At 59.7% G+C, this 22,608-nt stretch carries 39 protein-coding genes; 19 read left to right on the forward strand and 20 right to left on the reverse strand.

From position 1 onward, the window contains the following. Positions 1 to 63 precede the first annotated feature (63 nt). The 16 genes from FF80_RS16395 to FF80_RS16480 all read right to left on the reverse strand — a co-directional run bounded on the left by FF80_RS16395 (position 64) and on the right by FF80_RS16480 (position 8,386). Positions 64 to 1,095, reverse strand: coding sequence for a tyrosine-type recombinase/integrase (locus FF80_RS16395; RefSeq protein WP_035102522.1), 1,032 nt, complete (start codon positions 1,093 to 1,095; stop codon positions 64 to 66). Continuing rightward, complete coding sequence (locus tag FF80_RS16400; RefSeq protein WP_035102523.1) at positions 1,058 to 1,270, reverse strand: hypothetical protein; 213 nt, start codon at positions 1,268 to 1,270, stop codon at positions 1,058 to 1,060. Before FF80_RS16400 ends, FF80_RS16395 begins: the two co-directional genes overlap by 38 nt. Before the next feature lie 279 nt (positions 1,271 to 1,549). Continuing rightward, positions 1,550 to 1,888 carry a hypothetical protein gene (locus FF80_RS16410; protein ID WP_035102525.1) on the reverse strand — a complete coding sequence of 113 codons (339 nt, stop codon included), beginning with the start codon at positions 1,886 to 1,888 and terminating at the stop codon, positions 1,550 to 1,552. Beyond that, entirely contained in the window at positions 1,885 to 2,247 is a 363-nt protein-coding gene (locus tag FF80_RS16415) for a hypothetical protein (protein ID WP_035102526.1), read from the reverse strand. The genes FF80_RS16410 and FF80_RS16415 overlap by 4 nt, the downstream gene beginning before the upstream one ends. After that, on the reverse strand, positions 2,244 to 2,948 hold the full coding sequence (locus FF80_RS16420) for a hypothetical protein (RefSeq protein WP_035102528.1): 705 nt from the start codon (positions 2,946 to 2,948) through the stop codon (positions 2,244 to 2,246). Before FF80_RS16420 ends, FF80_RS16415 begins: the two co-directional genes overlap by 4 nt. Beyond that, on the reverse strand, positions 2,945 to 3,799 hold the full coding sequence (locus tag FF80_RS16425) for a phosphoadenosine phosphosulfate reductase family protein (protein ID WP_035102530.1): 855 nt from the start codon (positions 3,797 to 3,799) through the stop codon (positions 2,945 to 2,947). The genes FF80_RS16420 and FF80_RS16425 overlap by 4 nt, the downstream gene beginning before the upstream one ends. A 214-nt stretch (positions 3,800 to 4,013) precedes the next feature. Further along, a complete protein-coding gene (locus FF80_RS21720) occupies positions 4,014 to 4,421 on the reverse strand; it encodes an HNH endonuclease signature motif containing protein (protein WP_160172849.1) in 408 nt (135 codons plus the stop codon). 179 nt (positions 4,422 to 4,600) lie between these two features. Beyond that, entirely contained in the window at positions 4,601 to 4,816 is a 216-nt protein-coding gene (locus FF80_RS16440; RefSeq protein ID WP_035102533.1) for a hypothetical protein, read from the reverse strand. Further along, positions 4,813 to 5,421, reverse strand: a complete 609-nt coding sequence (locus tag FF80_RS16445; protein WP_035102534.1) for a DUF1643 domain-containing protein — start codon at positions 5,419 to 5,421, stop codon at positions 4,813 to 4,815. The genes FF80_RS16440 and FF80_RS16445 overlap by 4 nt, the downstream gene beginning before the upstream one ends. Before the next feature lie 133 nt (positions 5,422 to 5,554). Further along, on the reverse strand, positions 5,555 to 6,490 hold the full coding sequence (locus FF80_RS16450) for a phage Gp37/Gp68 family protein (RefSeq protein WP_035102535.1): 936 nt from the start codon (positions 6,488 to 6,490) through the stop codon (positions 5,555 to 5,557). Further along, positions 6,490 to 6,690: a hypothetical protein gene (locus FF80_RS16455; RefSeq protein ID WP_035102536.1), complete on the reverse strand. Its 201-nt coding sequence runs from the start codon at positions 6,688 to 6,690 to the stop codon at positions 6,490 to 6,492. Before FF80_RS16455 ends, FF80_RS16450 begins: the two co-directional genes overlap by 1 nt. A gap of 100 nt (positions 6,691 to 6,790) precedes the next feature. After that, positions 6,791 to 7,147, reverse strand: coding sequence for a hypothetical protein (locus FF80_RS16460; RefSeq protein WP_035102537.1), 357 nt, complete (start codon positions 7,145 to 7,147; stop codon positions 6,791 to 6,793). Beyond that, entirely contained in the window at positions 7,144 to 7,455 is a 312-nt protein-coding gene (locus FF80_RS16465; protein WP_035102538.1) for a hypothetical protein, read from the reverse strand. The genes FF80_RS16460 and FF80_RS16465 overlap by 4 nt, the downstream gene beginning before the upstream one ends. Positions 7,456 to 7,457: 2 nt before the next feature. After that, entirely contained in the window at positions 7,458 to 7,805 is a 348-nt protein-coding gene (locus FF80_RS16470) for a hypothetical protein (protein WP_035102539.1), read from the reverse strand. Between the two features lie 2 nt (positions 7,806 to 7,807). Beyond that, complete coding sequence (locus FF80_RS16475) at positions 7,808 to 8,116, reverse strand: hypothetical protein (protein ID WP_035102540.1); 309 nt, start codon at positions 8,114 to 8,116, stop codon at positions 7,808 to 7,810. Between the two features lie 54 nt (positions 8,117 to 8,170). Further along, positions 8,171 to 8,386 carry a hypothetical protein gene (locus tag FF80_RS16480; RefSeq protein ID WP_035102541.1) on the reverse strand — a complete coding sequence of 72 codons (216 nt, stop codon included), beginning with the start codon at positions 8,384 to 8,386 and terminating at the stop codon, positions 8,171 to 8,173. A gap of 411 nt (positions 8,387 to 8,797) precedes the next feature. Between FF80_RS16480 and FF80_RS21965 the strand changes: the two genes are divergently transcribed. Continuing rightward, positions 8,798 to 8,971, forward strand: coding sequence for a hypothetical protein (locus FF80_RS21965; RefSeq protein WP_160172850.1), 174 nt, complete (start codon positions 8,798 to 8,800; stop codon positions 8,969 to 8,971). Between the two features lie 64 nt (positions 8,972 to 9,035). Here FF80_RS21965 and FF80_RS22360 read toward each other — a convergent pair whose 3' ends face one another. From FF80_RS22360 to FF80_RS21120, 3 genes are all read right to left on the reverse strand, one after another. Beyond that, a complete protein-coding gene (locus FF80_RS22360; protein WP_081917506.1) occupies positions 9,036 to 9,455 on the reverse strand; it encodes a type II toxin-antitoxin system HicB family antitoxin in 420 nt (139 codons plus the stop codon). 395 nt (positions 9,456 to 9,850) lie between these two features. Further along, the gene (locus FF80_RS16495; RefSeq protein ID WP_035102543.1) at positions 9,851 to 10,084 is read right to left on the reverse strand and encodes a hypothetical protein; all 234 of its coding nucleotides are present in this window, start codon (positions 10,082 to 10,084) and stop codon (positions 9,851 to 9,853) included. Beyond that, positions 10,081 to 10,803: a LexA family transcriptional regulator gene (locus tag FF80_RS21120; RefSeq protein WP_052153677.1), complete on the reverse strand. Its 723-nt coding sequence runs from the start codon at positions 10,801 to 10,803 to the stop codon at positions 10,081 to 10,083. Before FF80_RS21120 ends, FF80_RS16495 begins: the two co-directional genes overlap by 4 nt. 94 nt (positions 10,804 to 10,897) lie before the next feature. Here FF80_RS21120 and FF80_RS16505 point away from each other — a divergent pair, with 94 nt between their 5' ends. The 15 genes from FF80_RS16505 to FF80_RS16585 all read left to right on the forward strand — a co-directional run bounded on the left by FF80_RS16505 (position 10,898) and on the right by FF80_RS16585 (position 18,982). Beyond that, the gene (locus tag FF80_RS16505; RefSeq protein ID WP_035102544.1) at positions 10,898 to 11,098 is read left to right on the forward strand and encodes a YdaS family helix-turn-helix protein; all 201 of its coding nucleotides are present in this window, start codon (positions 10,898 to 10,900) and stop codon (positions 11,096 to 11,098) included. Continuing rightward, positions 11,095 to 11,454, forward strand: coding sequence for a hypothetical protein (locus FF80_RS16510; RefSeq protein WP_035102546.1), 360 nt, complete (start codon positions 11,095 to 11,097; stop codon positions 11,452 to 11,454). The genes FF80_RS16505 and FF80_RS16510 overlap by 4 nt, the downstream gene beginning before the upstream one ends. Continuing rightward, positions 11,455 to 12,501 carry a DUF2312 domain-containing protein gene (locus tag FF80_RS22430; RefSeq protein WP_081917508.1) on the forward strand — a complete coding sequence of 349 codons (1,047 nt, stop codon included), beginning with the start codon at positions 11,455 to 11,457 and terminating at the stop codon, positions 12,499 to 12,501. Positions 12,502 to 13,177: 676 nt separating this feature from the next. Further along, positions 13,178 to 13,576, forward strand: coding sequence for a hypothetical protein (locus FF80_RS16525; RefSeq protein WP_160172851.1), 399 nt, complete (start codon positions 13,178 to 13,180; stop codon positions 13,574 to 13,576). A 418-nt stretch (positions 13,577 to 13,994) separates the two neighbouring features. Then, the gene (locus FF80_RS16535) at positions 13,995 to 14,231 is read left to right on the forward strand and encodes a hypothetical protein (protein WP_035102550.1); all 237 of its coding nucleotides are present in this window, start codon (positions 13,995 to 13,997) and stop codon (positions 14,229 to 14,231) included. Then, positions 14,228 to 14,794, forward strand: coding sequence for a hypothetical protein (locus FF80_RS16540; RefSeq protein WP_035102551.1), 567 nt, complete (start codon positions 14,228 to 14,230; stop codon positions 14,792 to 14,794). The genes FF80_RS16535 and FF80_RS16540 overlap by 4 nt, the downstream gene beginning before the upstream one ends. Continuing rightward, the gene (locus FF80_RS16545) at positions 14,791 to 15,537 is read left to right on the forward strand and encodes a site-specific DNA-methyltransferase (RefSeq protein ID WP_035102552.1); all 747 of its coding nucleotides are present in this window, start codon (positions 14,791 to 14,793) and stop codon (positions 15,535 to 15,537) included. The genes FF80_RS16540 and FF80_RS16545 overlap by 4 nt, the downstream gene beginning before the upstream one ends. Beyond that, the gene (locus tag FF80_RS16550) at positions 15,534 to 16,316 is read left to right on the forward strand and encodes a helix-turn-helix domain-containing protein (RefSeq protein WP_035102553.1); all 783 of its coding nucleotides are present in this window, start codon (positions 15,534 to 15,536) and stop codon (positions 16,314 to 16,316) included. Before FF80_RS16545 ends, FF80_RS16550 begins: the two co-directional genes overlap by 4 nt. After that, the gene (locus FF80_RS16555) at positions 16,313 to 16,756 is read left to right on the forward strand and encodes a GIY-YIG nuclease family protein (protein WP_035102554.1); all 444 of its coding nucleotides are present in this window, start codon (positions 16,313 to 16,315) and stop codon (positions 16,754 to 16,756) included. The genes FF80_RS16550 and FF80_RS16555 overlap by 4 nt, the downstream gene beginning before the upstream one ends. Next, positions 16,753 to 17,370, forward strand: a complete 618-nt coding sequence (locus FF80_RS21125) for a YdaU family protein (protein WP_052153678.1) — start codon at positions 16,753 to 16,755, stop codon at positions 17,368 to 17,370. The genes FF80_RS16555 and FF80_RS21125 overlap by 4 nt, the downstream gene beginning before the upstream one ends. Continuing rightward, a complete protein-coding gene (locus FF80_RS16565; protein WP_035102555.1) occupies positions 17,367 to 17,588 on the forward strand; it encodes a hypothetical protein in 222 nt (73 codons plus the stop codon). Before FF80_RS21125 ends, FF80_RS16565 begins: the two co-directional genes overlap by 4 nt. Positions 17,589 to 17,604: 16 nt before the next feature. After that, positions 17,605 to 18,144 carry a hypothetical protein gene (locus tag FF80_RS16570; RefSeq protein ID WP_152558410.1) on the forward strand — a complete coding sequence of 180 codons (540 nt, stop codon included), beginning with the start codon at positions 17,605 to 17,607 and terminating at the stop codon, positions 18,142 to 18,144. A gap of 9 nt (positions 18,145 to 18,153) precedes the next feature. Then, a complete protein-coding gene (locus FF80_RS16575) occupies positions 18,154 to 18,417 on the forward strand; it encodes a hypothetical protein (RefSeq protein ID WP_035102556.1) in 264 nt (87 codons plus the stop codon). Continuing rightward, positions 18,414 to 18,698: a hypothetical protein gene (locus FF80_RS16580; RefSeq protein WP_035102557.1), complete on the forward strand. Its 285-nt coding sequence runs from the start codon at positions 18,414 to 18,416 to the stop codon at positions 18,696 to 18,698. Before FF80_RS16575 ends, FF80_RS16580 begins: the two co-directional genes overlap by 4 nt. After that, entirely contained in the window at positions 18,680 to 18,982 is a 303-nt protein-coding gene (locus FF80_RS16585) for a hypothetical protein (RefSeq protein WP_035102558.1), read from the forward strand. The genes FF80_RS16580 and FF80_RS16585 overlap by 19 nt, the downstream gene beginning before the upstream one ends. 217 nt (positions 18,983 to 19,199) lie before the next feature. Here FF80_RS16585 and FF80_RS16590 read toward each other — a convergent pair whose 3' ends face one another. After that, entirely contained in the window at positions 19,200 to 19,568 is a 369-nt protein-coding gene (locus FF80_RS16590; RefSeq protein ID WP_035102559.1) for a hypothetical protein, read from the reverse strand. Positions 19,569 to 19,926: 358 nt separating this feature from the next. On the opposite strand from FF80_RS16590, the gene FF80_RS16600 reads away from it, so the two are divergent. The 3 genes from FF80_RS16600 to FF80_RS16610 all read left to right on the forward strand — a co-directional run bounded on the left by FF80_RS16600 (position 19,927) and on the right by FF80_RS16610 (position 22,599). Continuing rightward, a complete protein-coding gene (locus FF80_RS16600; RefSeq protein WP_035102561.1) occupies positions 19,927 to 20,139 on the forward strand; it encodes a hypothetical protein in 213 nt (70 codons plus the stop codon). A gap of 121 nt (positions 20,140 to 20,260) precedes the next feature. Next, a complete protein-coding gene (locus FF80_RS22120; protein WP_035102562.1) occupies positions 20,261 to 20,827 on the forward strand; it encodes a hypothetical protein in 567 nt (188 codons plus the stop codon). Continuing rightward, positions 20,824 to 22,599, forward strand: a complete 1,776-nt coding sequence (locus tag FF80_RS16610; protein WP_035102563.1) for a terminase large subunit — start codon at positions 20,824 to 20,826, stop codon at positions 22,597 to 22,599. Before FF80_RS22120 ends, FF80_RS16610 begins: the two co-directional genes overlap by 4 nt. Positions 22,600 to 22,608 lie beyond the last annotated feature (9 nt).

Consider the following 22,608-nt stretch of genomic DNA (forward strand, 5'->3'; position numbering starts at 1 on the left):
CTTAGCTTGGCTAACCTACTAAAAGCCGCTGATTGATTCAAAACGACTTTTTGCCAGCCTTGGCTAACTGCCGCCGATCGCTTTCATGGCCCGATCCGCGAGCTTTATTTGGTCCGCTGCCTTCGTGTAGCGCGTGACCTCCTTATCGGTCTGGTGACCGGTAATTGCCATGATCTCCTTATTCGAACAACCGGCCTCGGCCAGGCGGCGGGCAGCTGCTTTCCGCAGTCCGTGCGACGTGCAATCCGGCAACTCTGCAGCGTTGCACCACTTCCTCATGCGATTGCCAAATCCATTGGCCGTGAAGGGGTTGCCGAACTGTGTCAACAGAAACGGCAGGTTCGTCCTGGGCGTCTGAGCGAGGAGTTTGGCAAGCTCGCTGTGGATAGGGATCGACAGCATCTCGTCACCCTTCTGCTGGGTCACCCGGATGCGGTCGCCTGTGACGTGCTGCCAGCCCATATTGACCATGTCCGAACGGCGCTGGCCGGTGAATAGCATTAGGCCCATGGCCAGCCTCGCGCTGGTTCCGGGGGGATGGAACGCGCAGTATTTCTCGATGTCCTCTTCGCTCCAGGTGTGAAAGCCGTCTCCCTTGAGCTTGAAGCCCTTGACGCGATAGGTCGGATCATCGGCGCGCCACTCGTCGTCCATGGCGATTTTCATCAGGATGCGCAGCCGGTCGAGCAGATTATTCGCCGCGGCCGGCGTTGCCGACATGGACCCGATAATGGCCTTAATGTGAGCGCGGGTGAGGGTGGCGACCTGCTTCTGGCCATGGGCTTCGCGGAATCGCTCGAGCATGTTGCGGTAGGTCTTGCGCGAGCTCTCGGCCAGGCCGGTGAATTCCGGTGTGCCGTAATAGACGGCGATCAGCGCCGATATCGTTCCGGGCTTGGTCTTGGCGCTAGTGCGAATGGCCTTCTCAGGCTCGCCGGCACGGGCTCGCTCGAATTCCTCATGCCACCCTTCTTGGCCCGGCCGGGTCTTGAGGTAGACGGTCGGCCGGCCCTTGGCGCGATAGCGCAGGTGCCATTTATCATGGCGGTCCTTGAACTCAGTGACGCCCTTTGGCAGGCCGCTTATCTTGGGCATCGAAGACTACGTCCCATTCATTCTGCTCCGGCACATCATCTGCCGGCGTTCCGAGATCTGCAACTATCCGGCCAGATCGATCGATGATGACCCTGGTCACCGTCGCGCCGGCGGCCTTGGCGCCTTTGAGCAGCTTGGAAATATCGCCCTGGGTGAATGCCGCCGGCTTACTCATCTTCCCGTCCCTCCACTGCGAGGGCGGAACGGCCGGCGTCGGTGATACGTTCGCCAACATTGGAAACATGTCCCCACCAGCCGTCGCCGTATTCGGCATGAGCTTGTTCGGCGGTTATTGGAGCCCCGTCCGGCCGCCTAAAATCCCACTCTGTCCAGCCAAGGCGCATGCACTGGTAGCCAACGGTCCCTCTGCCTCGCACATGTGGCCCATGGTCGCGTAGGAGGGTAAGCCAAGCGAGGCGCCCCGGCGTCATGCGCCTGATGATCTCCCTTTTGCTCATTCCGCCTCTCCTGTGGTGTTGGGAAGGGCGGCGCAAATCTGGTCGTAGATCGACTTGCTTTCCTCTGGGCTGGCGGCTTCGCCGGTTTCCAGCCAATGCTCTATATTGGCTTTCTGGCGCTTCAACGCCTCCCGTGCCCCCTTGAGGGATGCACTCATGGCGGCGATTTTATCGTCTTTGTCATATAGGAGCTTTGCCACCCGAACGACGACATCGCCATGCTGGGCAGCAATCAGTTCCTCAAGATCGGCAATCCGAGCTTCGAGCGCGTCATAGCTATGCAGCGGGCAGTCAGGGTCTTCGCCAAAGACCTCTAGGCATGTGCAGCTACTCATGGCCTGTCACCTGAATAGAGGCCATCAAAAATGTCGATGGCAGTTCTCAGTGCCGAGAACGCCTCTCGATGACGCTCGCTTTCTGTGCTGGCTATGCTGACTTCTGACCAATTCTCGGATTGCGATTCCTTCATCGCTTTGTCCGCCGCCTCGTTCATCTTGCGGCGGTGCACGTCTTGCAACGCGGCCAGTTTCTCGCGGCACTCATCTAGCCGGTCTTCTGCAACCAACTCCCCTCGGGGCGATGTGGCGCTGAGATAGGCGGTTATGGCGCGCTCTAGGCGTCCACCTTGATCAGTATTCGGTGCGAAAAATTCCGCCTTGGCTGCTTCCATCCCTTTGGGGTCTATCTCGCTCATGGTTTGTCACCATTAAGGGCTACGAAGACGGCCCGGGCGTCGTTAGCATAAAGCGACCACTGCATTTCAACGTACTGATCTGCTCCGTTCGGGTAACGGTTCCGAGCGAAAGCACTGTCGCTAATGTCGAACCTTTGCCATGCGCACAGAGCCAAGGCACGGGCGGCTCGTTCAACCATTTCCTCGCTCACCACCCCTGCCTTGGGCTCTGTGAGGGAGGGATAGAGGGGCCTAGAAATCACCGAGAACGATGCGTCGTAATCTCGTCCGGGCCTTCCGAACGGATGTTTTCCACTGGTGTTAACTTCACCATCGTACTCATAGCCATCGGGGTTCACTAGGCAATGCTGCCACGCCACCGGCTGTTGCCCACCCGTACCGCTGTCGAGGGCGGAGAGCGCAGCAGCCACCCGCTCAAGCCCCTCGATGTCATCGGCATAGCGGTTTGGGTTCTTTCGCAACTCGGAAAGATATTCGTCCAACCATCGCGCCGTCTCACTCACCCCCTTACTTCCGTCCGATACGCTATCTGATAGGGAGCGGGCAGACACGAAACGCAGCAGCTCGCTTGCGACATCGCCTATGTCGTCCTCTGAGAGCTTAGGGACGCTGGACCAATTGCGGCAGGCGCCCTCAAGGAAGGCTATGGCTTCGTCACGGCTCACCCGGCTTGCAGTCTTATCCATTGAGCGCGGGGTCATGCTGCCCTCCTAACGCAGTCTTTGCACATGGGCTGGAACAGATCACCTTGACCGGTCAGCCGCTCACGAGGGAACGCAGCGCCCCATCCGAAGCCATGCTTTTCGATGACTTCGCGCTCCAACCCGTTGAGCCAGTTGCCCCATTCTGGGTATAGAACCGACGCCTCGGCGCGGTCGCCCTTGGTCTGCATCGTTCCGCACATGCATTCGCCAGAGCGGCAAAGCTGTTGGGCTACCGGGTTGATCGGCGTACCGCGTGACTTGAGGTATTCGTCCCGCTCGTCCTGAGACCAGCTATGGATGAGGCTCGTCCAGATGTTCCCCGGCGAGGCCGGGTCTTGCCGCCACTCCTGAAGGTTCTTCTGGCGGTTCTCGCTTTCATCCTGCCGAGCGCCGTTGAGCAGCAAGATGCGAACGCCCCGCTTGCCATGCCGGATGGCCTTGGAGATTGCCTTGCGGAACGGTTGGGCCTTGAGAACGCGATACGCGAAGCCATGAGCGCCTATGCCCTTGCCGAAAAAGCCTTTGCGGAGAACATAGTCCTCATACGCAGTGCCGGCATCGGCTTCGATAAAGTCGCTCGATAGATGACCATAGGTGTCACGAACGAACTGGCTGGTTTCGGGAATGCCGCAACGGGTGTTGCCGTGCACCACCAGATCAATCTTCAACCCGAGTTCGCGGGCGATCTGGTCAGACGCTGCACTGTCCTTTCCGCCTGACACCATCGAGACGATATGCGTCGGGTTGAACTCTGCGACGGCGCGGCGAACGATATCGGCACTCTCTGCAAGCTTCCGCTCCATGCCTTCACTCTTCTCCGCCGTCACGCGGCTTGCTGGGGTGGTCATGACTAGCACTCCACCCGGAATGTTCCGCGATGCGGATTATAGCAGGATAGGCTTTCCATCCCTCCAGGGGCGGCCGGGCCAGAGGTGCGGACACGTTCATATTGAACCTGGCCGTCCGGCCTGACGCTGGCTACCATAATCGAATTATACGGGGTTAGCGTGGCCCCACAGCCTGCGATGGTGGCTGCAATTGCGAGGATGGGTGCGAGCTTCATCATTGCTTCAAATCTCCGAAATAGCCGACGCGCTTGGTCAGCGGTGTTGATGCTGTTTTCTGTGGTGCTGCCTTCCCCCATCGAGCAGAGCGGATACGAGAGGGAGGGCGAATGCCGAGATGGCGATCCGACATGCGCTTGTTCTTCGCCTGCATGGGGACGTCATAGGTCGCCGTCTTGTGGGCATGGCATTTGACGCAGCAGGCGACAGCGTTTTCGAGAACGTCGCTGCCTTCGTCTGTCGCCGGAATAGGATAGTGGTCTATCTCAACGCGTTTGCCGTCCAGGGCCGCATTGCATCGCTGGCCGGGGCGAAGGCCATAGACCGTTCCAACCGCCTCACAAAAGCCGCCTGAGCGCTCCCGAGCCTGCCGTTTGACCTTGGCGGAGAAGTTATGCCGGGGCATGGCCGGCCTCCAACTGCTCGATGCGCTTTTCCAGCTTTTCGATGCGGGCTGACAACTGGTCGCGCGTAACGCGGGGCTCTGGTGCGCAGTAGCATCCTTCGGGCCCATAGAGTCCGCCCCAGCACTCTGGCAGCCAGAACTTGCCGCCCGGAACATCGCTGTCGCGAACCCAGTGGCACCTAGCCATCATTGGCCTCCGCGCGGCCCAAAGCCGTAAGGGTAAAAACGGGCCCATCATCGAACGTCTCGACAGAGAGCAGTCCGGCCCGCTCCATCCTTCGAAGCGAAACATGAGCTGCCTTTGGAATGGAGGCATCAACACCAGGACAAACAGACCCGCCAGCGGAGGAGATGAGGGCCAATAGCTGGCGCTCTTGGATGGTGAGCTTTCTCATGGCCGGAACTCCACCAGGGCAGACGACTTCGGCAAGTAGAGCGGGTGGCCGGGATGGCCATCCTTCGAGAGTTTGAGGGCATAGCGCGGGCAATCGGCCAGCCAACCCAGCATGGTTTCGTCTTGGCCAAGGTGTGCGCCATGGTTTCCCCAAGCGCACACGACTTTGTCGATCGCGCTGCCGCCAAACTCTTCCCGCTCGTCAATGAGGCCGCGGACGATCTGGCAGTTATCAGGCCCTACCGGGTCATCACCGTGATTGAGCTTCAGCAGCTCGGCCGGATCGGTAGCGCGATAGGCGAACAGGTTGACCACGTCCATGCGGTCATAGCCCCACGCCCTAGCAAAGCTGACACAGCGGCGGATGGTCGGATCGTCGGTCTCCCCATCGGCGGTGGACGGGTTGAGCATGACGAACAGCACCGACTTAGGCCAGCCGATATGCTCGCCGGCGCCGTCGACAACGGGCGCCCCGGTTTCAGGATCATTCCCCCACGACCAATGGGCAGCATCCGGCCATAGGCGCCACTCCCGCCATAAGTGATAGCGGTAGCGTTCGTCCTTGGAGATGCGAGCGCCGGCAGCGATGTATTGAACCCCGTTCATGCTGCCACCTTCCTCGGCTCAGCCTTAGGAGGCTCCCGTTCAATCCATCCATTTCCAGATCGAGTTAGGATTACGGGGATCTCCATCCATTTGCCCTGGTGATCACAGGTGTATTTGGTGGTGAGGAGGGAGGTCATGGCGACGCCTCCGGAAAGCCGTTGTGCTCGACGTTGTCGAGAAGTCGGCCATTGGCCTTCTTCCCATACCGCTGAACCCATGCGCCGTTTTCGAACTGGTGGAATAGGGGGCCGCTCGCCGAAATGATTGGCCCGGTGTCGCCCCACTCGCCCCATTGCTTGAACAGGAAGGGCACGCCAGCGGCAGCGCATTGATCGCGCAGGCTGCGGAACCAGTCAGGGTGCGATGGTCTGGCCTCCGGCCCACTTTCGCCCCCGGCAATGACCCAGTTCACCTTTGCCTTGCCGGGCTTGCTCCGAGGGCGAATGCCGTAGGGCGCATGCATATGGCAGCCCCGCAGGACGTCTACGACGGGGAAGCCGAAGACACGGATGTTCTCGGCCGGCCGTGCGGCTTCAAGATCAATGGGTCCTAGCATCGGCTCGACGCTGATGAAGCGAACAGCAGCATCGTGCCGGAGCAGGTGGGGGATGTTCATGTCCGCCCGCTGCTGATCCTCGACAGTGGTGCCCAGCCAAACATGGCCCCTCACCTCATCCCAGAACGCCGGCAGCATCTTGCCGATATTCTGCGGCCGCTTGGTCAGCAGCTGCCAGTCGAGGGCAGGGGTATCGCGGATCAGCGCCCAAAGGTCATCGCGCCATTCGGTGGGCACCTGGTTATCGAACACATCGGCCAGTGACGAGCAGAACACGCGCTGGCGCCGGCCATGCTCAGCAAAGAACGCGGCGGCCTGCTTCTGCCAGCGACGTGGCTGCTGCCAGTTGCTCTCGCTGGTACGGGAGCGTTCGCCGCCCCACTTCACCCGGCCGTGCCGCTTGTCCATCAGGGCCTCGGCATAGCAATGATCGCATGCCGGGCTGATCTTGGTGCAGCCGATCCATGGATTGAACGTGGAATCCGTCCACTCGATTGCGCTGGTCTCGGCCATCAGAAGCTCCCCTCGTCGTCGTAATCGTCGCTGAAATCATCATCCCAGCAGCGGCATCCGCTGATGGCCGAGCAGCCGCAGTCGAGGACGTCGGGGTCATCGACTAAGTCATAGACGGGCTGTGGATGCTCACGATCGGCTTGGGCCGCGCAACGCTCGCAACCGCACAGGTCGGAATGCTGGACTGAAACCTTGCCCATCAGAACGCTCCCCAGATAGGAGCATCAAACCGAACCCAGTACGCACCAGCTATCATCAGCGCGAACCAAGTAATGCAGAGGGTGGTGTTGAGGGTGGGGGTCATGGCTGAACACCACGTCCAGCGAGCGCGCGGACGGTGGGCCTTGCCATGATCTGACACTGTAGGGCATGAATGCCGTGGCGGAATTCCTCGGCCCCGTCAGGGTGATCCACAGGTAGCGCCACGAATAGGTTCCAAGCGTAAACTAGCTTTTCGAGAACTTCTTTTTCAGCTTCGGTCAGGGAGGAACTGTTGGGCGCGTAGTGGTTGTCTTTCCAAGCCCCCAAGGCATCGCTAGCCCTGCTTTTGGCGAATACAGCAATCTGCTGGTACGGTTCTGATACGTGCTCAACCGGCTTGAAATCGGCAATATCAGCTAGCGCGAGCAACAGCGCTTCTTCGGCGGTCATCTTCATTCCGCTGCCTCCACATTATCGTGGTTCAGATCGGTATCGCCTTCGACAGCAACACGGGCTTCGCGGTCCTTGAGCCGTTGCAGAGCGCGTTCCGGGCCGACTTCGCTGAAGTCCTTGCGCCACTGCTGCATCTTCTCTTGATAGGCCGCCCATTGCTGGCGGCGTTCTTCCTTCTGCTCGGGCGAGAGCGCTTCCCAGGCTGCCCGTTGGGCCTGCTGGTTGGTAAGGCGCTCTTTCTTGATGCCTGGGCGATAGTTCAGCGGGTCAGCCCCGGCGGGCACACGAAGCGCTGTGAGACCTTTGACCATGATCAGCCTTCCTTGCCGGCGGGCGGCAGTTTCTTGATATCGTTGAGGGTGAGTTGAACGAGACCGGCCTTATGCAGGGTCTCGCGAGAAAGCAGACCGCCATTGCCGCCACGCAGCTGGCCAGCGATCATTGCGCCGGTGTCATCAAACTGGACGGCAGCAACGAGATCAGCAGCGGTAGACTGCAGCCGGGTTGCATCGGCACTCGCGTCGAACAGCAAACGCCGTATCGAGGTGGCAGACACACCAGCGTCAAACTCCGCCCAAGCCCATGTTGCTAAGCTTGGCGATACCGCTTCCAGCTCATCAATGAGATTCTGTTGGGCGCCCTGTTCGAAATGGTCGATCATGGCTAAACAGCGCTCGGCAATTCGCCCGTGCGGACGAAGTGCTCAAGGATGGGCAGTAGGGCCGCGACCTGATCGCGGGATAGGTGCATTCGGGTATTAGCAGACCAATGGTCGTGCATCTCATGCGGCGTCGGGATGTCTTGCCAGCCCTTGCCGTACTGGAAGTGCTTCAGCCCAATCTCATTGGCGCCGAACCAGATAGCGTCGTCGGTCGCGAGCGATGACGCCTGAACGGAGCAGGGGACATCGTAGAGGTCGGTAAACTCGATCCGGCCAAACCCGCGATTGGTGGTGGTGACCTTGAGGTCCATCGTCATCTCCTGATCTTCGCTAGAACGCACCACTCGGATGCGCTCAGGTGAGGATCAGTCAGCGTTGGCGCGAGCGATTTCGGTGCTGTCCATCGGAGGGGCAATCATCCGCTCGCTGCCGTCCACGGCATTGTTGATCAGTTGGGCAAAGCGAAGGAGCTCTGCATCCGTAGCGACTTCAGCAAAACCCAGCAGAACGAACGAGCTGATGCCGCTCAGGTTGTTGCGGGCTTCGTAGGTGAGTGCATCGCGAATGGTCTTGGCGTTCATTTTCCATCTCCATAGAGGCGACCGCCTCGCTGATCTGATGGATATCAATGTAACAGTTTATGCTACAGTGTCAACCGTGATGTAGCAAAAGATGCAACACGCATGACGCTGGGCATTTTATCTGTTTTGCGACTCGACTCGGTTCCGGTTCCCGGTCTTAATAAGAACATAACGGGAACACTGAACGGAGGCGACTATGTGTGATGGAGCGAACGTATTGCTTCATGTCCGCTGTGGCGGGTGCTCAAAGCTGTATCAGCGGGAAGTGGGATTGCCGGCCGGGCGCCCGCCACCGGTGGATGGTGATGAGCTGATGGAACACCCTGAAATCAGGGAGATGAAATTCGAGTGCCCGAAGTGCGAAACGCCCAGCGCCGAGATCGTGGCCTTTAAAAGTGAAGGAATCTCGCCATGCAGCATGATGTCAGCGAATTTGTCGCGGTCGGCACTGTCACGCACTATGTTGTCCAGGCATACCGCAAGGGCAAGCGCGGTAAGGTCGAAGCCGAAGAACCAAAGATCGCCCGCGATGATGATCCGGTGATCCTGGCCAAGCATGGCGATCTGCCGGAGCATCTGGGGTAGGGACCAACAAAAAGCCCGCCTGGTTAGGGCGGGCCGCAGTCTTTGGTTTCGGGCGTTGAAAGGCCTAACCGCTGATCACAATCGTGCGGTGAAAAGCGATTTGACGGCCGGCGGTCTCGGTCAAAATTCCGAAACGGCGCCAAGATTCCGAATGCGCAACTTGCTCTTCAATCTCTATCACTCGACGCTCAAGCTCGGCGAGCTGGTCATCAATTTCGTCATGGTGGGCACGCATAGCTCTAATGGCCGCGAAGAGTTCATCGCGTTCCGTTCGAGCCGTTGCTGTTGCACTATGTGGGGCAGGGATGTCGGTGCCACGTTTTTGAGCGGCAGCTATCCACTCCTCAAAAGCGAGAAGCGCATTTGTTACTGCCTCTTCCGGCGTTTCGCCATCTGACATGCACCCTACCAAATCGGGGAAGTGTGCCAGATAGCCACCGCCGTCCTCGTCAGAAAGCCGGCTAACGACAATTGGGTAGTCCATTTACTCGGCTCCTTTCTCTTCTTTTTCGTACTTTATATGGGCATCAATCATGGCAACAAGCGCCCTAATGTATACGGGCTTAATGGGGCGCTTATATGGAACCGACTGGTGTGCGGTTAAGTGTGGGCTCGCCGCCATGTAGTGACTATCCCTAACGGGCTTCATCAACTCGATACCGTTTTGGTCACAAAGCCGCTGAACATCACCAATGCTCCAATCACCCTGAGGGTTCCGGCGCATCTGCTCGAGCAAAGGCATCTTAGGCGCCATAGGTTGCCAGTCTCCTTACACCGACTGGCGCCGGCGACAAATCACATTGTGGTTGGATTCGTGCATCCCTCCCATGCACAATGCCGTTCTATCGTTATTGATGAGACGACACAAGCATTTACCATTTAATGCGCCAGCCCCTTATACCGCTTGCCTTTGAGCGCTGTCGGTCTGCCGCTCTCAGCAACTTCATGGGCTATTGCCAGCACTTCCAGCCATGCCCCAAGCTTTGCCGGAACCTCCGCAAGCCCCAGCGAATAGGCCTCCGTCAGACTTTCATCGCAGCCGAGAATTCCTGCCAATGTCTCGGTAGACCAGTGCAGGTGCTCTAGGCATTCGTTGAAGCGGGCAGGGGTCATCCCGGCAACCTATGGATGATGTCCCTCACCAATCCGACGATGGCGACCTCAACCCCATTATCCTCCCATGTGTCATGCTCGACCACGATGGGCTTGTGCTTGGGGTTGGTCGACCGCGGCTGAAACTCTATGCGATCATCGAACCAGGCGACCTGTTTTACGGTCAGCTCGCGCTCCTGGCCGCCATTTCGCGACCGCTGGACCACGACGACAAGGCCGTCACGGAGCGGCGATCGACTGGCGATCTCATCATAGCGAACAGCGACCACCCTTGACCCCGGAGTGATTGGGTGGGGCTGCAACGCGTTCATGCTGTCGCCGGCGACGTTGTAAACGTCCTGAGTGGCGTCGGGGTATTTGTCGTCAGGGGGAACGGCGACCCATTCCGGTGACGATTGGTCAAACTCGTCTACCTCGCGCCAGGCGCCGGCCTCAACTGTGGCTACCACGATCGCCGAGCCAAGCGACCGGCCGCGCTGCACCCCGTCAGGCTCGGGCGTTGCGCTGGTCTTCGCCTCCCATGGAAGTCGATTGAGCATCAGGTCTTCGGTGGACACGCCCAGGTGCTCAGCCATCAGAGCCGCGCGATCCCTCTTGAGCTTTGAGTGATCATTGGCGAGGCGGTTCACGGTCGCCCGCGAAACGCCGATCAAATCCGCAAGCGCTTCCTGTGAAGCGATGGGCGAATTTTTGATGAAGGGTTCGAGCCAATTTGCCATGCGACATCTATCCAGCATGGCGCGTATCGCATCTATGCCAGAAAATGTTACACGATGCTTGACATGATGTGGCAGATGTAGCAAAAACTGTTACATGCAACTTGAAGCGTACATCAAACAGCATACGACCGTAACCGAATTCGCGAAGCAGCTCAAAAAGAGCCGCCAGCAGGTTCACCGCTACATGCGTGGGGAGCATTTGACGCTCTCCATCATCGACAGGATCGAAGCGGAAACTCGAGGCCAGGTTACGGCGGCTGACCTTCGTGCATCTCGATCAGAGGCAGCAGCATGAGCCCCAACGAAATCCCACCGGAAATCTATGAACGCGCCGAAATCCTGATGGACCAGTTCCGTCACATCGAGGATGCCCGCGAGCTTATTGCCCGCATCCTGATGGAAGTAGGGCAGGGCGCTCAGTCCGCGCCGGTCGGCCTCGGCCTCACGACCTTGCAGGCTAGTGGGCTGGAATTCATCACCGACTACGTGAAGGCCCGCGGCGCCTCCCCATCCTTTGACGACATAGCGGACGGCCTCGGCATGAATAGCCGCCGAGCGGTGCATCGCCTGGTGCACCAGCTTGCGGATCGCGGTGCCATCAGCATCGCGCCAAGGCGCGCCCGCTCCATCTCCATCGTTGGGAGGGCATAGATGGCTTACCCATCCAACTCCGGTGACAGTGTTGCCCATACCCAGATCAGGGCCTTTGTCGAGCGCGTGGAGCGTTTGGACGAAGAGCTCAAGGCGATCAACGACGACAAAAAGGAAATATTCGCCGAGGCGCGTGGCAACGGTTTCGACATCACTGCCCTCAAGCAGGTGATCAAGCTCCGTCGCCAGGACGCCAATGAGCGGATGGAGCGTGAGGCGATAGTCGAACTGTACATGTCCGCGCTCGGCATGGTTCCGCCGCCGGAATACGAGGCGCTTCCCGTGCAGGTGCAGGCGCGCGTAGAAAACATTGAACAATTTGGCTCCAATGAAGCCGAAACCGAACCCCAGCCTGCCCCCCAGGCTGGTAGCGACCTGACCACACCCGCACCCCTCAATGGTCAGGTCGCATCTAATCAGCCGGAAACGGTTGCACCGAGCGCGGAACCCGAAAGGGCCTCCGCAGAGGACGGGTCGGAGGCTTCGCCCGTCCTCGCCAATTCCGACCCTGCCAGCAATGGTGGTAGCCAGAGCCCTGATGTCGTGGGTCGAGACACGGACGATGCTGCGCCGTCCTCTGGTGAAGCGCAGCAACCAATTGCGGCCACGGGTAAGCCGGCGGAGGGCCAAGCCTCTGCCGCTCCGGCGCTGTATGCCGAACCCGGCATCGTCACATGGGAACTGACCCCACCCGAAGGCGTAGAGCGTCACGAATACTCTGCCGCATTCGGTGATATCGGTCAGGACATAGCGGTCATCGAGGAAGACCTTCTCGCCGCCCGTGCTGAACCGATCGTCAAGATCGGCAACCGCATCCTTGACGGCTGGGCCAGGTACATGAAGGCCCGAGAACTCGGGATCGAATACCCGGTCGTTCAATATGACGGCCACGATTTCCTGCTCGACTGCATCAAGTGGAACCTGGCTGGACGTATCCTCACCGATGCGCAGAAGAGCCTCATCACCAAGCGTCTGATTGCCGCCTATCCGCAGCGCAAGGGCATCATAATCGCCGCCATGGAAATGGATACGGAGATGGTCGCATGACGTCGCGCCCCGGATCCATGAACCCCACACCAGCGCTATGGGCTCTGGCCGCATCTCTGATGCTGGTCGGAACGGCTGCGGCTGTCCTGCGCCTTGTAGGAGGCTTCTGATGAGGTTGATCAACAAGGTCACCATCACTGTCTCCCTGGCCGGTTTGTCGTGGGCACTGGTGGGTGGGATTGTGCTCGCCCTGTGGTTTGGGAGTGGGCAGCTATGAAGGCTCTACGCCTTTCCGCCATTGATCAGCACCAGACACGGGGGCGACCTGGTTCTGCGTTGCGCGCCTCGATGCCTGTTGCTGGCAACGATCCGCAGCAGGACTGGTCGGCCATGTGCCGGGCTGGGTCCAATGGGTCCGCCAACACCCAAACTCGCGGGGATAGTCTCCGCGCTTCTCATTCTCATCGGGTGGGTCTCCTCCCCGCCCGCGGGCGAGTGATCTGTTTCGATCTCCTCCTCCCTGTCGAGCAGGTCGTTCGCCCACTTCATCAAGTGCGAAGCTTCGGTTCCCGCCGTCGCTTCGCGCATTTCCTGCCGGCGCAGCAGATCTCTCAAGGCCTCGCTCACCGGTTCAACCACCACAAATCGCCTTTCGTATTCGCTTCATCCGATGGTTCAAAAACTATCGGGAAAGCATTTGCAGATGGGCAAAATCTCTTTGCACGAGGATCAAAAAATGACTGATCTCTGCGCAAACGACCTTGAGCCGGAAACCTTGGTCTCCAAGGCAAAGGAATGGGCGATAGCGCTCTGGGAGCGCGCCGAAGACCTCGAAGGACTTGGCAGCGAGAACGCCATGCACACTGCCGCCCGCTGGGCTGGCGTGACGCCTGGGCTTCTATGGCGCCTCCGCTATCGGCGGCCGACGACGATCGACGCCTCGCCATTCCTCAAGCTCCAAAACACTTACAGCCGTCTGATCAATTCGGTGGAGGGCAAAAGTGCCGAAAACCTCATCGCCCTCAGGGCTCTTCCGCCTACTCCGGCTCGTGCGCGGCTTATCCGTCAACTGGAGGAGTTCTTGGGAATTGCGCCGGGCGAGGCGCCGCGACCGATTGCCGAACGAGCCGCCTGAACGGCCGGAGGCCCAGAGGAAATGAAACCCCAGCTCCGGCCCCAGATCACTCAATGCGAGGGCAAAAGGTCATATCCGACCTGGTCGCTCGCCCGCGATGGACGCGGTCCCTCTGAGCGTCTCGACATTTACCGCTGCCCGCACTGCGGACAGTTCCACCTCGGAAACAAGCCTAAGGGGCAGGGGCGCCCGAAGCCGCCGCCGCCGGCAATCGAATTGGAGTTTTGAGCATGTTCCCAGACTTCTCGGGTTTCATTTACCTGGCATACGCCGGTGTGTTCGGTTTTGCGGTGACAGTTGGCCTTCTTTTGACGGGCCTTGCGGCCCTGGCCGCGTCAGTCCCGGCTATCGTTTGGGTCACGGTTCCAATCGGTCTTGGCGTCGTTTCATGCGTCGCCCTTCGGATTTGGATGGGCGAATGATCATGCCCCTCTCCATGCCCCACTCCCGAAAGCTCATCCACAAGCAGGATGAAGTAGCAGCCAAGCTCCGCAAGGAAGTCCGGGCAGCAGGCATCACAGGCTTAAGGAAACAGCGCCAGGCCATCCAGAAGGCGGCGAATGGCCGTCCGGCTGATCTGGCCGAGAAAGCCCGTGAAGCCCTCCGTGAGCGTCGGGTTCAACGCGACCTCGATATGATCGCGGGGCGGATATGACTGTCGGGCCTTCCAAATTTGCCCCCGTGGCAAACCAATTCTACCAGACCGAGCCATGGGCGACGGAGGTGCTGCTGCGGCATTTCCCCGTTGGCCGTGATGATGTGGTCTGGGAACCGGCGGCCGGCGCGCATCTGATGGCCGATGTTATTCGCGAGCACGGCGCCTTCGTCGTCACCAGCGACATTGAGACCTACACCAAGGGCCATCACTTCATATGTGACTTCATCGACGGGCCGGCTGATCAGCTTCTGCCTCAGCCTCATGCCATCATCACGAATCCCCCATATGGCAAAGGGAACCGTATGGCCGTCCGCTTCGCTGAGCTATCGCTCGAGCGCTGCACGGGCTTGGTCGCTCTGCTGCTGACCGCCAAGTTCGATTTCGGCAAGACGCGCCGTCACCTGTTCCAGGACAATCCCCGGTTCATGGCGAAGATCGCTTTGCTCGACAGGATCTCATGGGCGGGTAACGGCGAGACCGGCACCGAAGATCACGCTTGGTACGTCTGGGGCCCGGCCGGCCAGCAGCGCCAGCCCCTTATGCTCTGGGGTGCGAAATGACCGTAGAGATCATCACTGGCGATTGCCGCGAAGTGCTAGCCGGATTTGCCGATGCCTCATTCGACTGCATCCTCACTGACCCACCATATGGCGAGACATCGCTGAAGTGGGACAAGTGGGTTCCCGGTTGGCCTGCGCTGGCCAAGCGCTTGCTGAAGCCGACGGGCTCAATGTGGTGCTTCGGCTCCGCGCGGATGTTCCATGAGAACGCTGCCGAGTTCGCCGGGTGGAAATTCGCGCAGGATCTGGTCTGGGAAAAGCAGAACGGGTCAGGCTTCCATGCCGATCGGTATAAGCGGGTGCACGAAAGCGCATGGCAGTTCTATCGCGCCGATGCGCCGTGGGCCGACGTCTACAAGAACCCCCAATATACCAATGATGCGACCGCGCGGGCAACGCGCCGCAAGACGCGGCCGACCCATATGGGCGTCATCGAAGGCCAGACTTATGTCAGTGAGGACGGCGGCCCGCGATTGGCGCGCAGCGTCATCTACTGCCGGAATGAGCATGGCAGGGCCGATCATCCCACGCAAAAGCCGATTCCCTTGGTGGAATCGATGTTGCTCTACGCCTGCCCACCGGGCGGTCGCGTGCTCGACATGTTCGCCGGCAGCGGCACCACCGGCATCGCGGCTGCTCGCAACGGGATGTCCGCCCTTCTTGTCGAGGGGAAGCAAAAATTCACTGACGTAATCAGGCGGCGGCTCGAAGGCGATGCCCCGCTGCTGGGATCCGTCGCATGACCAACCAAACCCTCACCATCATCACTCACTCCCGCCCTCATCAAACCTTCCGGGTAGGCTACGAAATGCCAGCAATGGACATCAAGGCAGGGGTGTCGTTTCAGGCCGCCCACTATGCCGCGGTACGATCCCGCCTGCTGGGCGCCCGCCCCAGGTCATTGCGCAAGCCTTTCCGTGCATGGTCCTATGCGCCCGCGCCATTGCCCGTGCTGCCGGCAGAAGAAATCGAGCCGACGTCCGATACAGGTGCCAATTGGCGCACCATCGTCACGCGCGTTGCTCGACGTCATGGCATCTCGTCGGCCGATATTTTGAGCCATAACCGCAGCCGGCCAATCGTCCGAGCCAGGCAGGAAGCCATTTATCACGTGGCTATCGAGACAGGCATGACACTGCCCATGATGGGGCGCAAGTTCGGCCGCGACCACACCACGATCCTGCACAGTTTCCGGACGCATAAGAAGCGCCTCAAGAGCGGTGAGGCCCCTCGGCGAGACATGATCCTGACGTCCGTCGGCGAAGGCGGAACGCTCAAGCAGCGTTGCCAAGACGTGGTGAAGCTGATCGCCGTGAAGTACGGCCTGTCGACAGCCCAGATATACGGAAACCAGCGACGAGCCGACATCATGGAAGCGCGTCGGGAGATATACCTGACCCTCTATCGTGACCACGGCTTCAACTATTCCGAGATCGGCCGGGGCATCGGGGATCGCGATCATCACACCATTATAAATGCCATCGGCCACCTGGTCGGACCCAAGGCGGAGGAGGTGGCATGAGCGAGTATCCCGGCCAGTGCTTCGTCTACCTGATTTGCTCCCAGATCGACGGGAACCTCAAGGGACCCTGCAAGATCGGCATAAGCGACAAGCCACATAAGAGGCTCAAGCAGGTTCAGACTGGCAGCCCACACAAATTGACACTAGCCTTCACCTTTCGCGTCTGGGAGCGGAGTTGGGCCTCGTTTTCTGAGGCATCATTCCATGCATCCCACAGAGAGAAAAGGATGCATGGCGAATGGTTCGACATGGACGCGCGGGACGCCCTGCATGGCCTGATCGAGGTGTTTGCACGCGGAATCCAAGATATGTACCGCGGCCAACCCGCCGAATTGCGAACTGAGGCCGCAGAAGCCTGCAACCTCATGGAGGCCTTCCGCTTGCTCAAAGCGATTGATGCCGCCGAAGCCGCCACTCGCAATACTGGAGGCTTGCATTGACCCGCCCATGGTATCGCCGCTTCCCTGACAACTTCATCGCCGGCACCGTTGGTCTGACGCTCGAAGAGAAGGGTGCCTATAGCCTTGTCCTCGATCTGATGTACGTCCGCGGCGGCCCGGTTCCGGACGAGCCGAGGTACATCGCCGGCGTCTGCAACTGTTCTGTTCGGAAGTGGAATGCCATCCGCTCCAAGCTGATCGAGCTGGGCAAAATCCACGTGGTCAACGGTTTCCTCACCAATGAACGGGCCGAAAAAGAGATCGAAATATCGCTGAAAGATGCTCAAGAACGCGCTGAAAATGGCGCCAAAGGCGGAAATAAATCAGCTGAAACGCGCAACGCATCCAATAAAAACAAGGGTGTAGCTAAAGCCCCGCTCAAGCTAGCGCGCGCCACTCAATATCAACATCAATTAAAGAAAGAGGGAAATTTGGTTTTGGTAGGGGGTGATGAAGCCCCGACCATCGTGCTCGATCGCATCCACGACGAAGAACTGTTCTCGGCATGCGAGGCGATCAACGGCCAAGTGAAGCCATTCCTTCAGCGCTTCCCGTTCCCTCGCGAGGTCGTCGCCCAAGCAATGGCCGCCAAGAGCCTGAAGGCCACAGCATGAAAATCACCTTGGCCGAACAGATCATCGAGGCTGAAGTGCACCGCCGAGCCATCGAGAAGGCCTCGCAGACCAATCCCGATTTTATCAAGCGGCTCCACCGGTCAGAGGCGATCTGCCTCACGCTGGCGATGCTGCACGCAAACGAACCGGAGTTCCGGCAATTCATGTCGGAGCTATCCATCAAAAACACCACAAACGAAGGGGCGAACAATGGCTAAGGGACGACCAAGGAAGATGGGCGTGAAGCGGACACCATCGGGCCGCGCATCAAGGGCAGACGCCGTTCCGGCCAACATGGAGGCCATCCTGCTGCGCATGAAGATGTTCGGCCTGTCGGAGAAGGACGCGCGCGACCAGAAGGCGGCCACGTTCATCGGCCGGCTCAATCTGACCGACAAGAAGGCACTGATCAGCAACGCCCAATACGATGCCGCAGCGGCCTTCCTCGAGGTCTACGACAAGTACAAGCGGGCAATCGGCGCACCCGATGCATCCAAGCAGTCTGGGGGCGTTGGTGGCGGCGAGGCCACAGACGATTATGCCCGCTGGTGCCAAGCGGCAAAGGCCAAGTATGATGCCGCAATCGAAGCGGTGCGCGTTGAGCAGGGTATCTACGAGAACCGCGGCGCCAACCTCTATGCCGCGCTCGATTATCTCGTTTGCCGCGATCAGCAGCACTGGCATATGGTAGGGGACTGCCGGCTGGCGCTTAATGCCTTGGCGCATCATTTCGGGCTGATGGGGAAAACCAAACGCATGCAGATGGCGGCATAGGAGATGACCATGATCGACTGGCAGCCAATCGAGACAGCACCGAAAGATGGAACGCATATTCTCGTCTACACGGATATCGCGACGGTTGACGTCGTTCACATTGCCTTTTGGGTGGAGGATGAACACGACATGTGGCGAGATCAGGGATTCGATAGCAAGGCCGAATTGATAGGGTGGTGGTCATATACCAGGAACAGTGTCAGCCAGGACAAACTCGACGAGTGGCGCACCCCAACGCATTGGGCGCCCTACAACCCTCCGGTGACCGCATGACCATCATTGATCGATTGCGTGACTGGCTGCGGCGCCCTTTCGTGTCAGGCGGATACGCGGATAAGGCCCCGGATGGCATCCTGGGCAGGCTGTCGGACCCATGGGCAAGTCAGGACGTTTACGTGGACGCCTATCTGGCTCCAACAAACTGGCAGCAACTAGTCGCCGATATGGGCATAAACCCGCAGCGTGCTGAGCCTCAACCAATCGCGGACCAGATCAAGCTGCACGGCTGCACCAACGTACCGAAGGAATTGCCTGCATGGCTACGGAAAGCATGATTGAGCGCGTGGCGCGATCGCTGCTTGCCGCCGATTACCCTGATGATGTTGGTGGCGAGATGGAGCATCTTTGGTGGGACCGGCATGGCCACACCTATTTTAGATATGCCCGCGCCGCCATTGAGGCTATGCGAGAGCCGACTGACGAGATGCTGGCCGCGGTGCGAGCTGCGGCATCCGACCAGATCTACTCTAACGGTATTGGTCACGCCGACCTGGAGGATGGAGCGGAAGCGGAAATCATAACAGCTATGATCGGCGCGGCCTCAAAAGCAGCCCCTTGACGAAACTCGCGAACAGCGCCATTAAGTCATTATTCCATTTTCAGACTATCGTCTGAACCGACCCGCCAAGCGAAAGCTGAGGCGGGTTTTGTGTTTGGGGTGGCCCTCAGCGGCGAGGAGTCATTAAACGACAATGGACCTATTCCACGCGCCCCAATCCTGACAACCGGCCTGTTCACCCAACTTGTGCAAGAAATGCACAGGTTCGATGAGCAGGTCAGGAATAGGCGCCGTGGAAGCCCGCCGCGAGGAATAGGCTACCCACCAGAAACGTCACAATGGATAGCAAGATCATCACTATGCCCGTTATCTGGGCGGTGTTTGATGTGATCCTGTGCTGATCATTCTTTTCGTCCATCCACTTATCCACGTATCTCGTGGACAAGAACGCCGCGACCCATGCGCATGCAGCTAATGCCAAGCCAACGGACCACCAGATCATCGATGTAAGAACAGCCCCTGCGACCGGAGCCGGGATTGTCGATAGCTGCGTCAGTAGCGCTACCGCAGCGCCACCATTCAGCAGTGTCACTGTTTTGATCGCACCACGTGCATTTTCGATCGACTCTTGTCTGTAGTCTACCAAGGCAAGCCCTCCATGCCGAAGCTTACCACCCTCAAGCCCAGGCTAAGCAAGATGGCTCCTCGGCTTTCTTCAGCCAGGCAGGTGAGGGACACGCGGTATAGCCCTGATGCCACCGTTCGTGGCTGGTACAAGTCGGCAAGGTGGCAGGCACTCAGGGACACGGTATTAGCCCGTGATCTGTACACGTGCAGGCAGACCGGCGTTCTACTTTATGGCGACTACCCAGCTCCGAACAGTCCAGTGGTTGACCACGTCATCCCGCACAAAGGCGATGAGCGCCTGTTCTGGGACATCACCAACCTTCAGGCCGTAAGCAAGGCCTACCACGATAGCGATAAGCGCAGGATGGAGATGGGTGATGCGCATCATTGAGAAGGGCCGTGGCTACTTCCGAGGTACGCATAAGGGCGCGACGATCGAGATCGAACGCGACCACGATATCCCTGGCCGCAAGTTCTATATTCGCGTCGCCCATGCCGACGGCGGCATGATGTACGACGGCTATTCGCCCGAAGGTATTGAGACCATAGCCCAGGCCAAGGCTGAGGCCATCCGAGGCGCCTGTCTCTGACCAAGGGGGGGGCACCAAGAAGTCTGAAAAGCCCTCTTCTTCCGGACCCACGGCGCCCTCACAGAGGGATTTTTTCCTCTGGTGGAAAATCAGGGTGCGAACCAAGGCGCGAACCAAACCGATGAACGCCAAAAAAACAGCCACTGACTGGCCTGCTATCGAGGCCGAATATCGAGCCGGAAAGCAGAGTATCCGGGCGATTGCCGAGTGGTTCCAGATTTCAGATACGGCGATCCGCAAGGAAGCCAAGAAGCGCAAATGGGTCCGCGCGAACCAGCCATCAGGTTCGCAGGAATCGGCGGGTGCGAACCGGCCTGCGATTGCCGCGACGGTGCCGGAAGTTTCGAAGGTCGAGGAAGTCCTCGGCCGTGGTCGCAACCTGGCCGAGCGGATGCTCGATGAGCTGGGCGCCGAGACGCTCCACAAGGGCGAGATGGAGACCATCATCGAGCTGTCGGAAACCGATCCTGATCGGCTCCAGGCTCTGCGCCAGGCCGTCAGCCTGCCGGTGCGGGCCAAGACGCTGCAGACGATCGCACTGGCACTGAAGACGATGGGCGAGACCGCGACGGAGCAGCCGAAGGGCAAGAAGGCTGCGCAGAAGAGCGCGGCCGATGCGGCAACCGGCCCGGGCGGCAAGTTTGCGCCGCGGCCAGGCCCGCCCCAGCTGTCGGTTGTCGGTAAGTGACACCGGAATGGACGACTGCGTGTCCCGATTGGGAGCAACGGATTGTCGCGCAACGGTCTCTGATCCCGTTTCGCCCGCTGTTCCCGGCCGAGGCAGAGCATGCTTTGGGCGTTTTCAAGGCCCTGAAGGTCGTGGATTTGCCCGGCCAGCCGACGTTTGGCGAGGTCAGCGACCAGTGGGTGTTCGATTTCGTCGCCGCGATCTTCGGATCCTATGACGCGGACACCGGCAAGCAGCTGGTGACCGAGTTCTTCCTGCTCATTAGCAAGAAGAACACGAAGTCGACCATTGCCGCGGCGATCATGCTGACGGCGCTGATCGTCAACTGGCGGCACAACGAGGAATTGCTGATCCTGGCGCCGACGATCGAGGTTGCCCAGAACAGCTACAAGCCGGCGGCCGCCATGGTGCGTGCCGATCCGGAACTGGACGCAAATGCGGGTGAGGGCGGGTTCCTCACGGTTCAGGACCATATCCGGACCATCAAGCATCTGGGCAATGACGCCATGCTGAAGGTCGTGGCGGCAGATACCGACACCGTGTCGGGCAAGAAGTCGGGCCGTATCCTGATCGATGAGCTTTGGGTCTTCGGCAAGCGGGCCGGCGCGGACGCGATGTTGCGCGAGGCCACTGGCGGCCTGGTTTCCCGGCCTGAAGGCTTCGTGATCTCGCTCTCGACGCAAAGCGACGATCCGCCGGCAGGCGTTTTCAAGGCGAAACTGGACTATGCCCGCCAGGTGCGGGACGGCCAGATCGTCAATCGTAAGTTTTTGCCGGTGCTCTACGAGTTTCCGGAGAAGATGGTCGAGGCCAAAGCCTACGAGGATCCGGCCAATTTCTATGTGACCAACCCGAATTTGGGCCGGTCAGTCAGCCAGGAATGGCTGGAAGAGGAGATGATTAAGGAGCTGTCGGGCGACAAGACGACGCTCGCGACGTTCCTGGCCAAGCATTTGAACGTCGAGATCGGGATGAACCTGCGGTCAAACCGCTGGGCTGGTGCTGACCATTGGACGGCGGCGGAAGACGCCGAGCTTGCCTCGCTTTCGCACTATGAGGCGCTGGACCGACTGCTCGAGCGCAGCGAAGTTGCCGTGGTCGGTATCGACGGCGGCGGCCTCGATGACTTGTTCGGCCTCAACGTCCTCGGCCGCGAGCCGGGTGAGATCGAGGTCAACATTGAGATCGACGGCGTGAAGGTCACGCGGAAAATGAAGCGCTGGCTGTCCTGGTCGCATGCCTGGTGTCATTCCGGGGTGCTGAAACGCCGGCCAAAGATCGTCACGACGCTGCAACGCATCCAGGCCAAGGGCGAATTGACCATTCTGGAAGACCCGCTCGGCGACGTTGCGACCATCATCGAGCACATCAGCCGCATCAAAAGCATGGGGCTGCTGGGCGGGGTGGCGGTCGACGCCTCCGGCCTGGGCGAAATGGAAGATGCCCTCGATGAAATCGGGGTCACGCAGGAATCGGGATTGCTGGTTGCGGCGCCGCAGGGCGGCTGGATGATGTCCAGCATCAAGGGCGCCGAGCGGCGCCTGGCGTCGGGGCTGCTGAAGCATGCCGGCGGGCCGCTCATGAACTGGTGCGTGCCGAACCTGAAAATCGAACCGACAGCAACCGGCATCCGGGCGACGAAACAGACGGCTGGCGATGCCAAGATCGACCCGGCCATGGCGATGTTCAACGCGGTCACGCTGATGGCCCGCAACCCGGCCGCGGCCGGCGGGCCGTCCGTATACGCCTCGCGCGGCGCGCTGGTCCTTTAGGAGAACGCA

Origin of the sequence: Devosia sp. LC5 (assembly GCF_000735585.1) — a bacterium.
In the GTDB taxonomy this organism is placed as follows: Bacteria; Pseudomonadota; Alphaproteobacteria; order Rhizobiales; family Devosiaceae; genus Devosia.

Bases quoted from the DNA above. Each gene is read 5' to 3' on its own strand.
- FF80_RS16575 (WP_035102556.1), top strand. From the start codon at position 18,154: ATGATCGACTGGCAGCCAATCGAGACAGCACCGAAAGATGGAACGCAT.
- FF80_RS16565 (WP_035102555.1), top strand. From the start codon at position 17,367: ATGAAAATCACCTTGGCCGAACAGATCATCGAGGCTGAAGTGCACCGC.
- FF80_RS16415 (WP_035102526.1), bottom strand. From the start codon at position 2,247: ATGAGCGAGATAGACCCCAAAGGGATGGAAGCAGCCAAGGCGGAATTT.
- FF80_RS16555 (WP_035102554.1), top strand. From the start codon at position 16,313: ATGAGCGAGTATCCCGGCCAGTGCTTCGTCTACCTGATTTGCTCCCAG.
- FF80_RS16465 (WP_035102538.1), bottom strand. From the start codon at position 7,455: ATGGTCAAAGGTCTCACAGCGCTTCGTGTGCCCGCCGGGGCTGACCCG.
- FF80_RS21965 (WP_160172850.1), top strand. From the start codon at position 8,798: ATGCAGCATGATGTCAGCGAATTTGTCGCGGTCGGCACTGTCACGCAC.
- FF80_RS16545 (WP_035102552.1), top strand. From the start codon at position 14,791: ATGACCGTAGAGATCATCACTGGCGATTGCCGCGAAGTGCTAGCCGGA.
- FF80_RS22430 (WP_081917508.1), top strand. From the start codon at position 11,455: ATGGCTTACCCATCCAACTCCGGTGACAGTGTTGCCCATACCCAGATC.
- FF80_RS16505 (WP_035102544.1), top strand. From the start codon at position 10,898: ATGCAACTTGAAGCGTACATCAAACAGCATACGACCGTAACCGAATTC.
- FF80_RS16535 (WP_035102550.1), top strand. From the start codon at position 13,995: ATGATCATGCCCCTCTCCATGCCCCACTCCCGAAAGCTCATCCACAAG.
- FF80_RS22120 (WP_035102562.1), top strand. From the start codon at position 20,261: ATGAACGCCAAAAAAACAGCCACTGACTGGCCTGCTATCGAGGCCGAA.
- FF80_RS16495 (WP_035102543.1), bottom strand. From the start codon at position 10,084: ATGACCCCTGCCCGCTTCAACGAATGCCTAGAGCACCTGCACTGGTCT.
- FF80_RS16400 (WP_035102523.1), bottom strand. From the start codon at position 1,270: ATGAGTAAGCCGGCGGCATTCACCCAGGGCGATATTTCCAAGCTGCTC.
- FF80_RS16570 (WP_152558410.1), top strand. From the start codon at position 17,605: ATGGGCGTGAAGCGGACACCATCGGGCCGCGCATCAAGGGCAGACGCC.
- FF80_RS16395 (WP_035102522.1), bottom strand. From the start codon at position 1,095: ATGCCCAAGATAAGCGGCCTGCCAAAGGGCGTCACTGAGTTCAAGGAC.
- FF80_RS16510 (WP_035102546.1), top strand. From the start codon at position 11,095: ATGAGCCCCAACGAAATCCCACCGGAAATCTATGAACGCGCCGAAATC.
- FF80_RS16600 (WP_035102561.1), top strand. From the start codon at position 19,927: ATGCGCATCATTGAGAAGGGCCGTGGCTACTTCCGAGGTACGCATAAG.
- FF80_RS16540 (WP_035102551.1), top strand. From the start codon at position 14,228: ATGACTGTCGGGCCTTCCAAATTTGCCCCCGTGGCAAACCAATTCTAC.
- FF80_RS21120 (WP_052153677.1), bottom strand. From the start codon at position 10,803: ATGGCAAATTGGCTCGAACCCTTCATCAAAAATTCGCCCATCGCTTCA.
- FF80_RS16410 (WP_035102525.1), bottom strand. From the start codon at position 1,888: ATGAGTAGCTGCACATGCCTAGAGGTCTTTGGCGAAGACCCTGACTGC.
- FF80_RS21720 (WP_160172849.1), bottom strand. From the start codon at position 4,421: ATGCCCCGGCATAACTTCTCCGCCAAGGTCAAACGGCAGGCTCGGGAG.
- FF80_RS16580 (WP_035102557.1), top strand. From the start codon at position 18,414: ATGACCATCATTGATCGATTGCGTGACTGGCTGCGGCGCCCTTTCGTG.
- FF80_RS16475 (WP_035102540.1), bottom strand. From the start codon at position 8,116: ATGGACCTCAAGGTCACCACCACCAATCGCGGGTTTGGCCGGATCGAG.
- FF80_RS16585 (WP_035102558.1), top strand. From the start codon at position 18,680: ATGGCTACGGAAAGCATGATTGAGCGCGTGGCGCGATCGCTGCTTGCC.
- FF80_RS16470 (WP_035102539.1), bottom strand. From the start codon at position 7,805: ATGATCGACCATTTCGAACAGGGCGCCCAACAGAATCTCATTGATGAG.
- FF80_RS16450 (WP_035102535.1), bottom strand. From the start codon at position 6,490: ATGGCCGAGACCAGCGCAATCGAGTGGACGGATTCCACGTTCAATCCA.
- FF80_RS16420 (WP_035102528.1), bottom strand. From the start codon at position 2,948: ATGACCCCGCGCTCAATGGATAAGACTGCAAGCCGGGTGAGCCGTGAC.
- FF80_RS16460 (WP_035102537.1), bottom strand. From the start codon at position 7,147: ATGAAGATGACCGCCGAAGAAGCGCTGTTGCTCGCGCTAGCTGATATT.
- FF80_RS16425 (WP_035102530.1), bottom strand. From the start codon at position 3,799: ATGACCACCCCAGCAAGCCGCGTGACGGCGGAGAAGAGTGAAGGCATG.
- FF80_RS16445 (WP_035102534.1), bottom strand. From the start codon at position 5,421: ATGAACGGGGTTCAATACATCGCTGCCGGCGCTCGCATCTCCAAGGAC.
- FF80_RS16440 (WP_035102533.1), bottom strand. From the start codon at position 4,816: ATGAGAAAGCTCACCATCCAAGAGCGCCAGCTATTGGCCCTCATCTCC.
- FF80_RS16455 (WP_035102536.1), bottom strand. From the start codon at position 6,690: ATGGGCAAGGTTTCAGTCCAGCATTCCGACCTGTGCGGTTGCGAGCGT.
- FF80_RS22360 (WP_081917506.1), bottom strand. From the start codon at position 9,455: ATGGACTACCCAATTGTCGTTAGCCGGCTTTCTGACGAGGACGGCGGT.
- FF80_RS16480 (WP_035102541.1), bottom strand. From the start codon at position 8,386: ATGAACGCCAAGACCATTCGCGATGCACTCACCTACGAAGCCCGCAAC.
- FF80_RS16550 (WP_035102553.1), top strand. From the start codon at position 15,534: ATGACCAACCAAACCCTCACCATCATCACTCACTCCCGCCCTCATCAA.
- FF80_RS16525 (WP_160172851.1), top strand. From the start codon at position 13,178: ATGACTGATCTCTGCGCAAACGACCTTGAGCCGGAAACCTTGGTCTCC.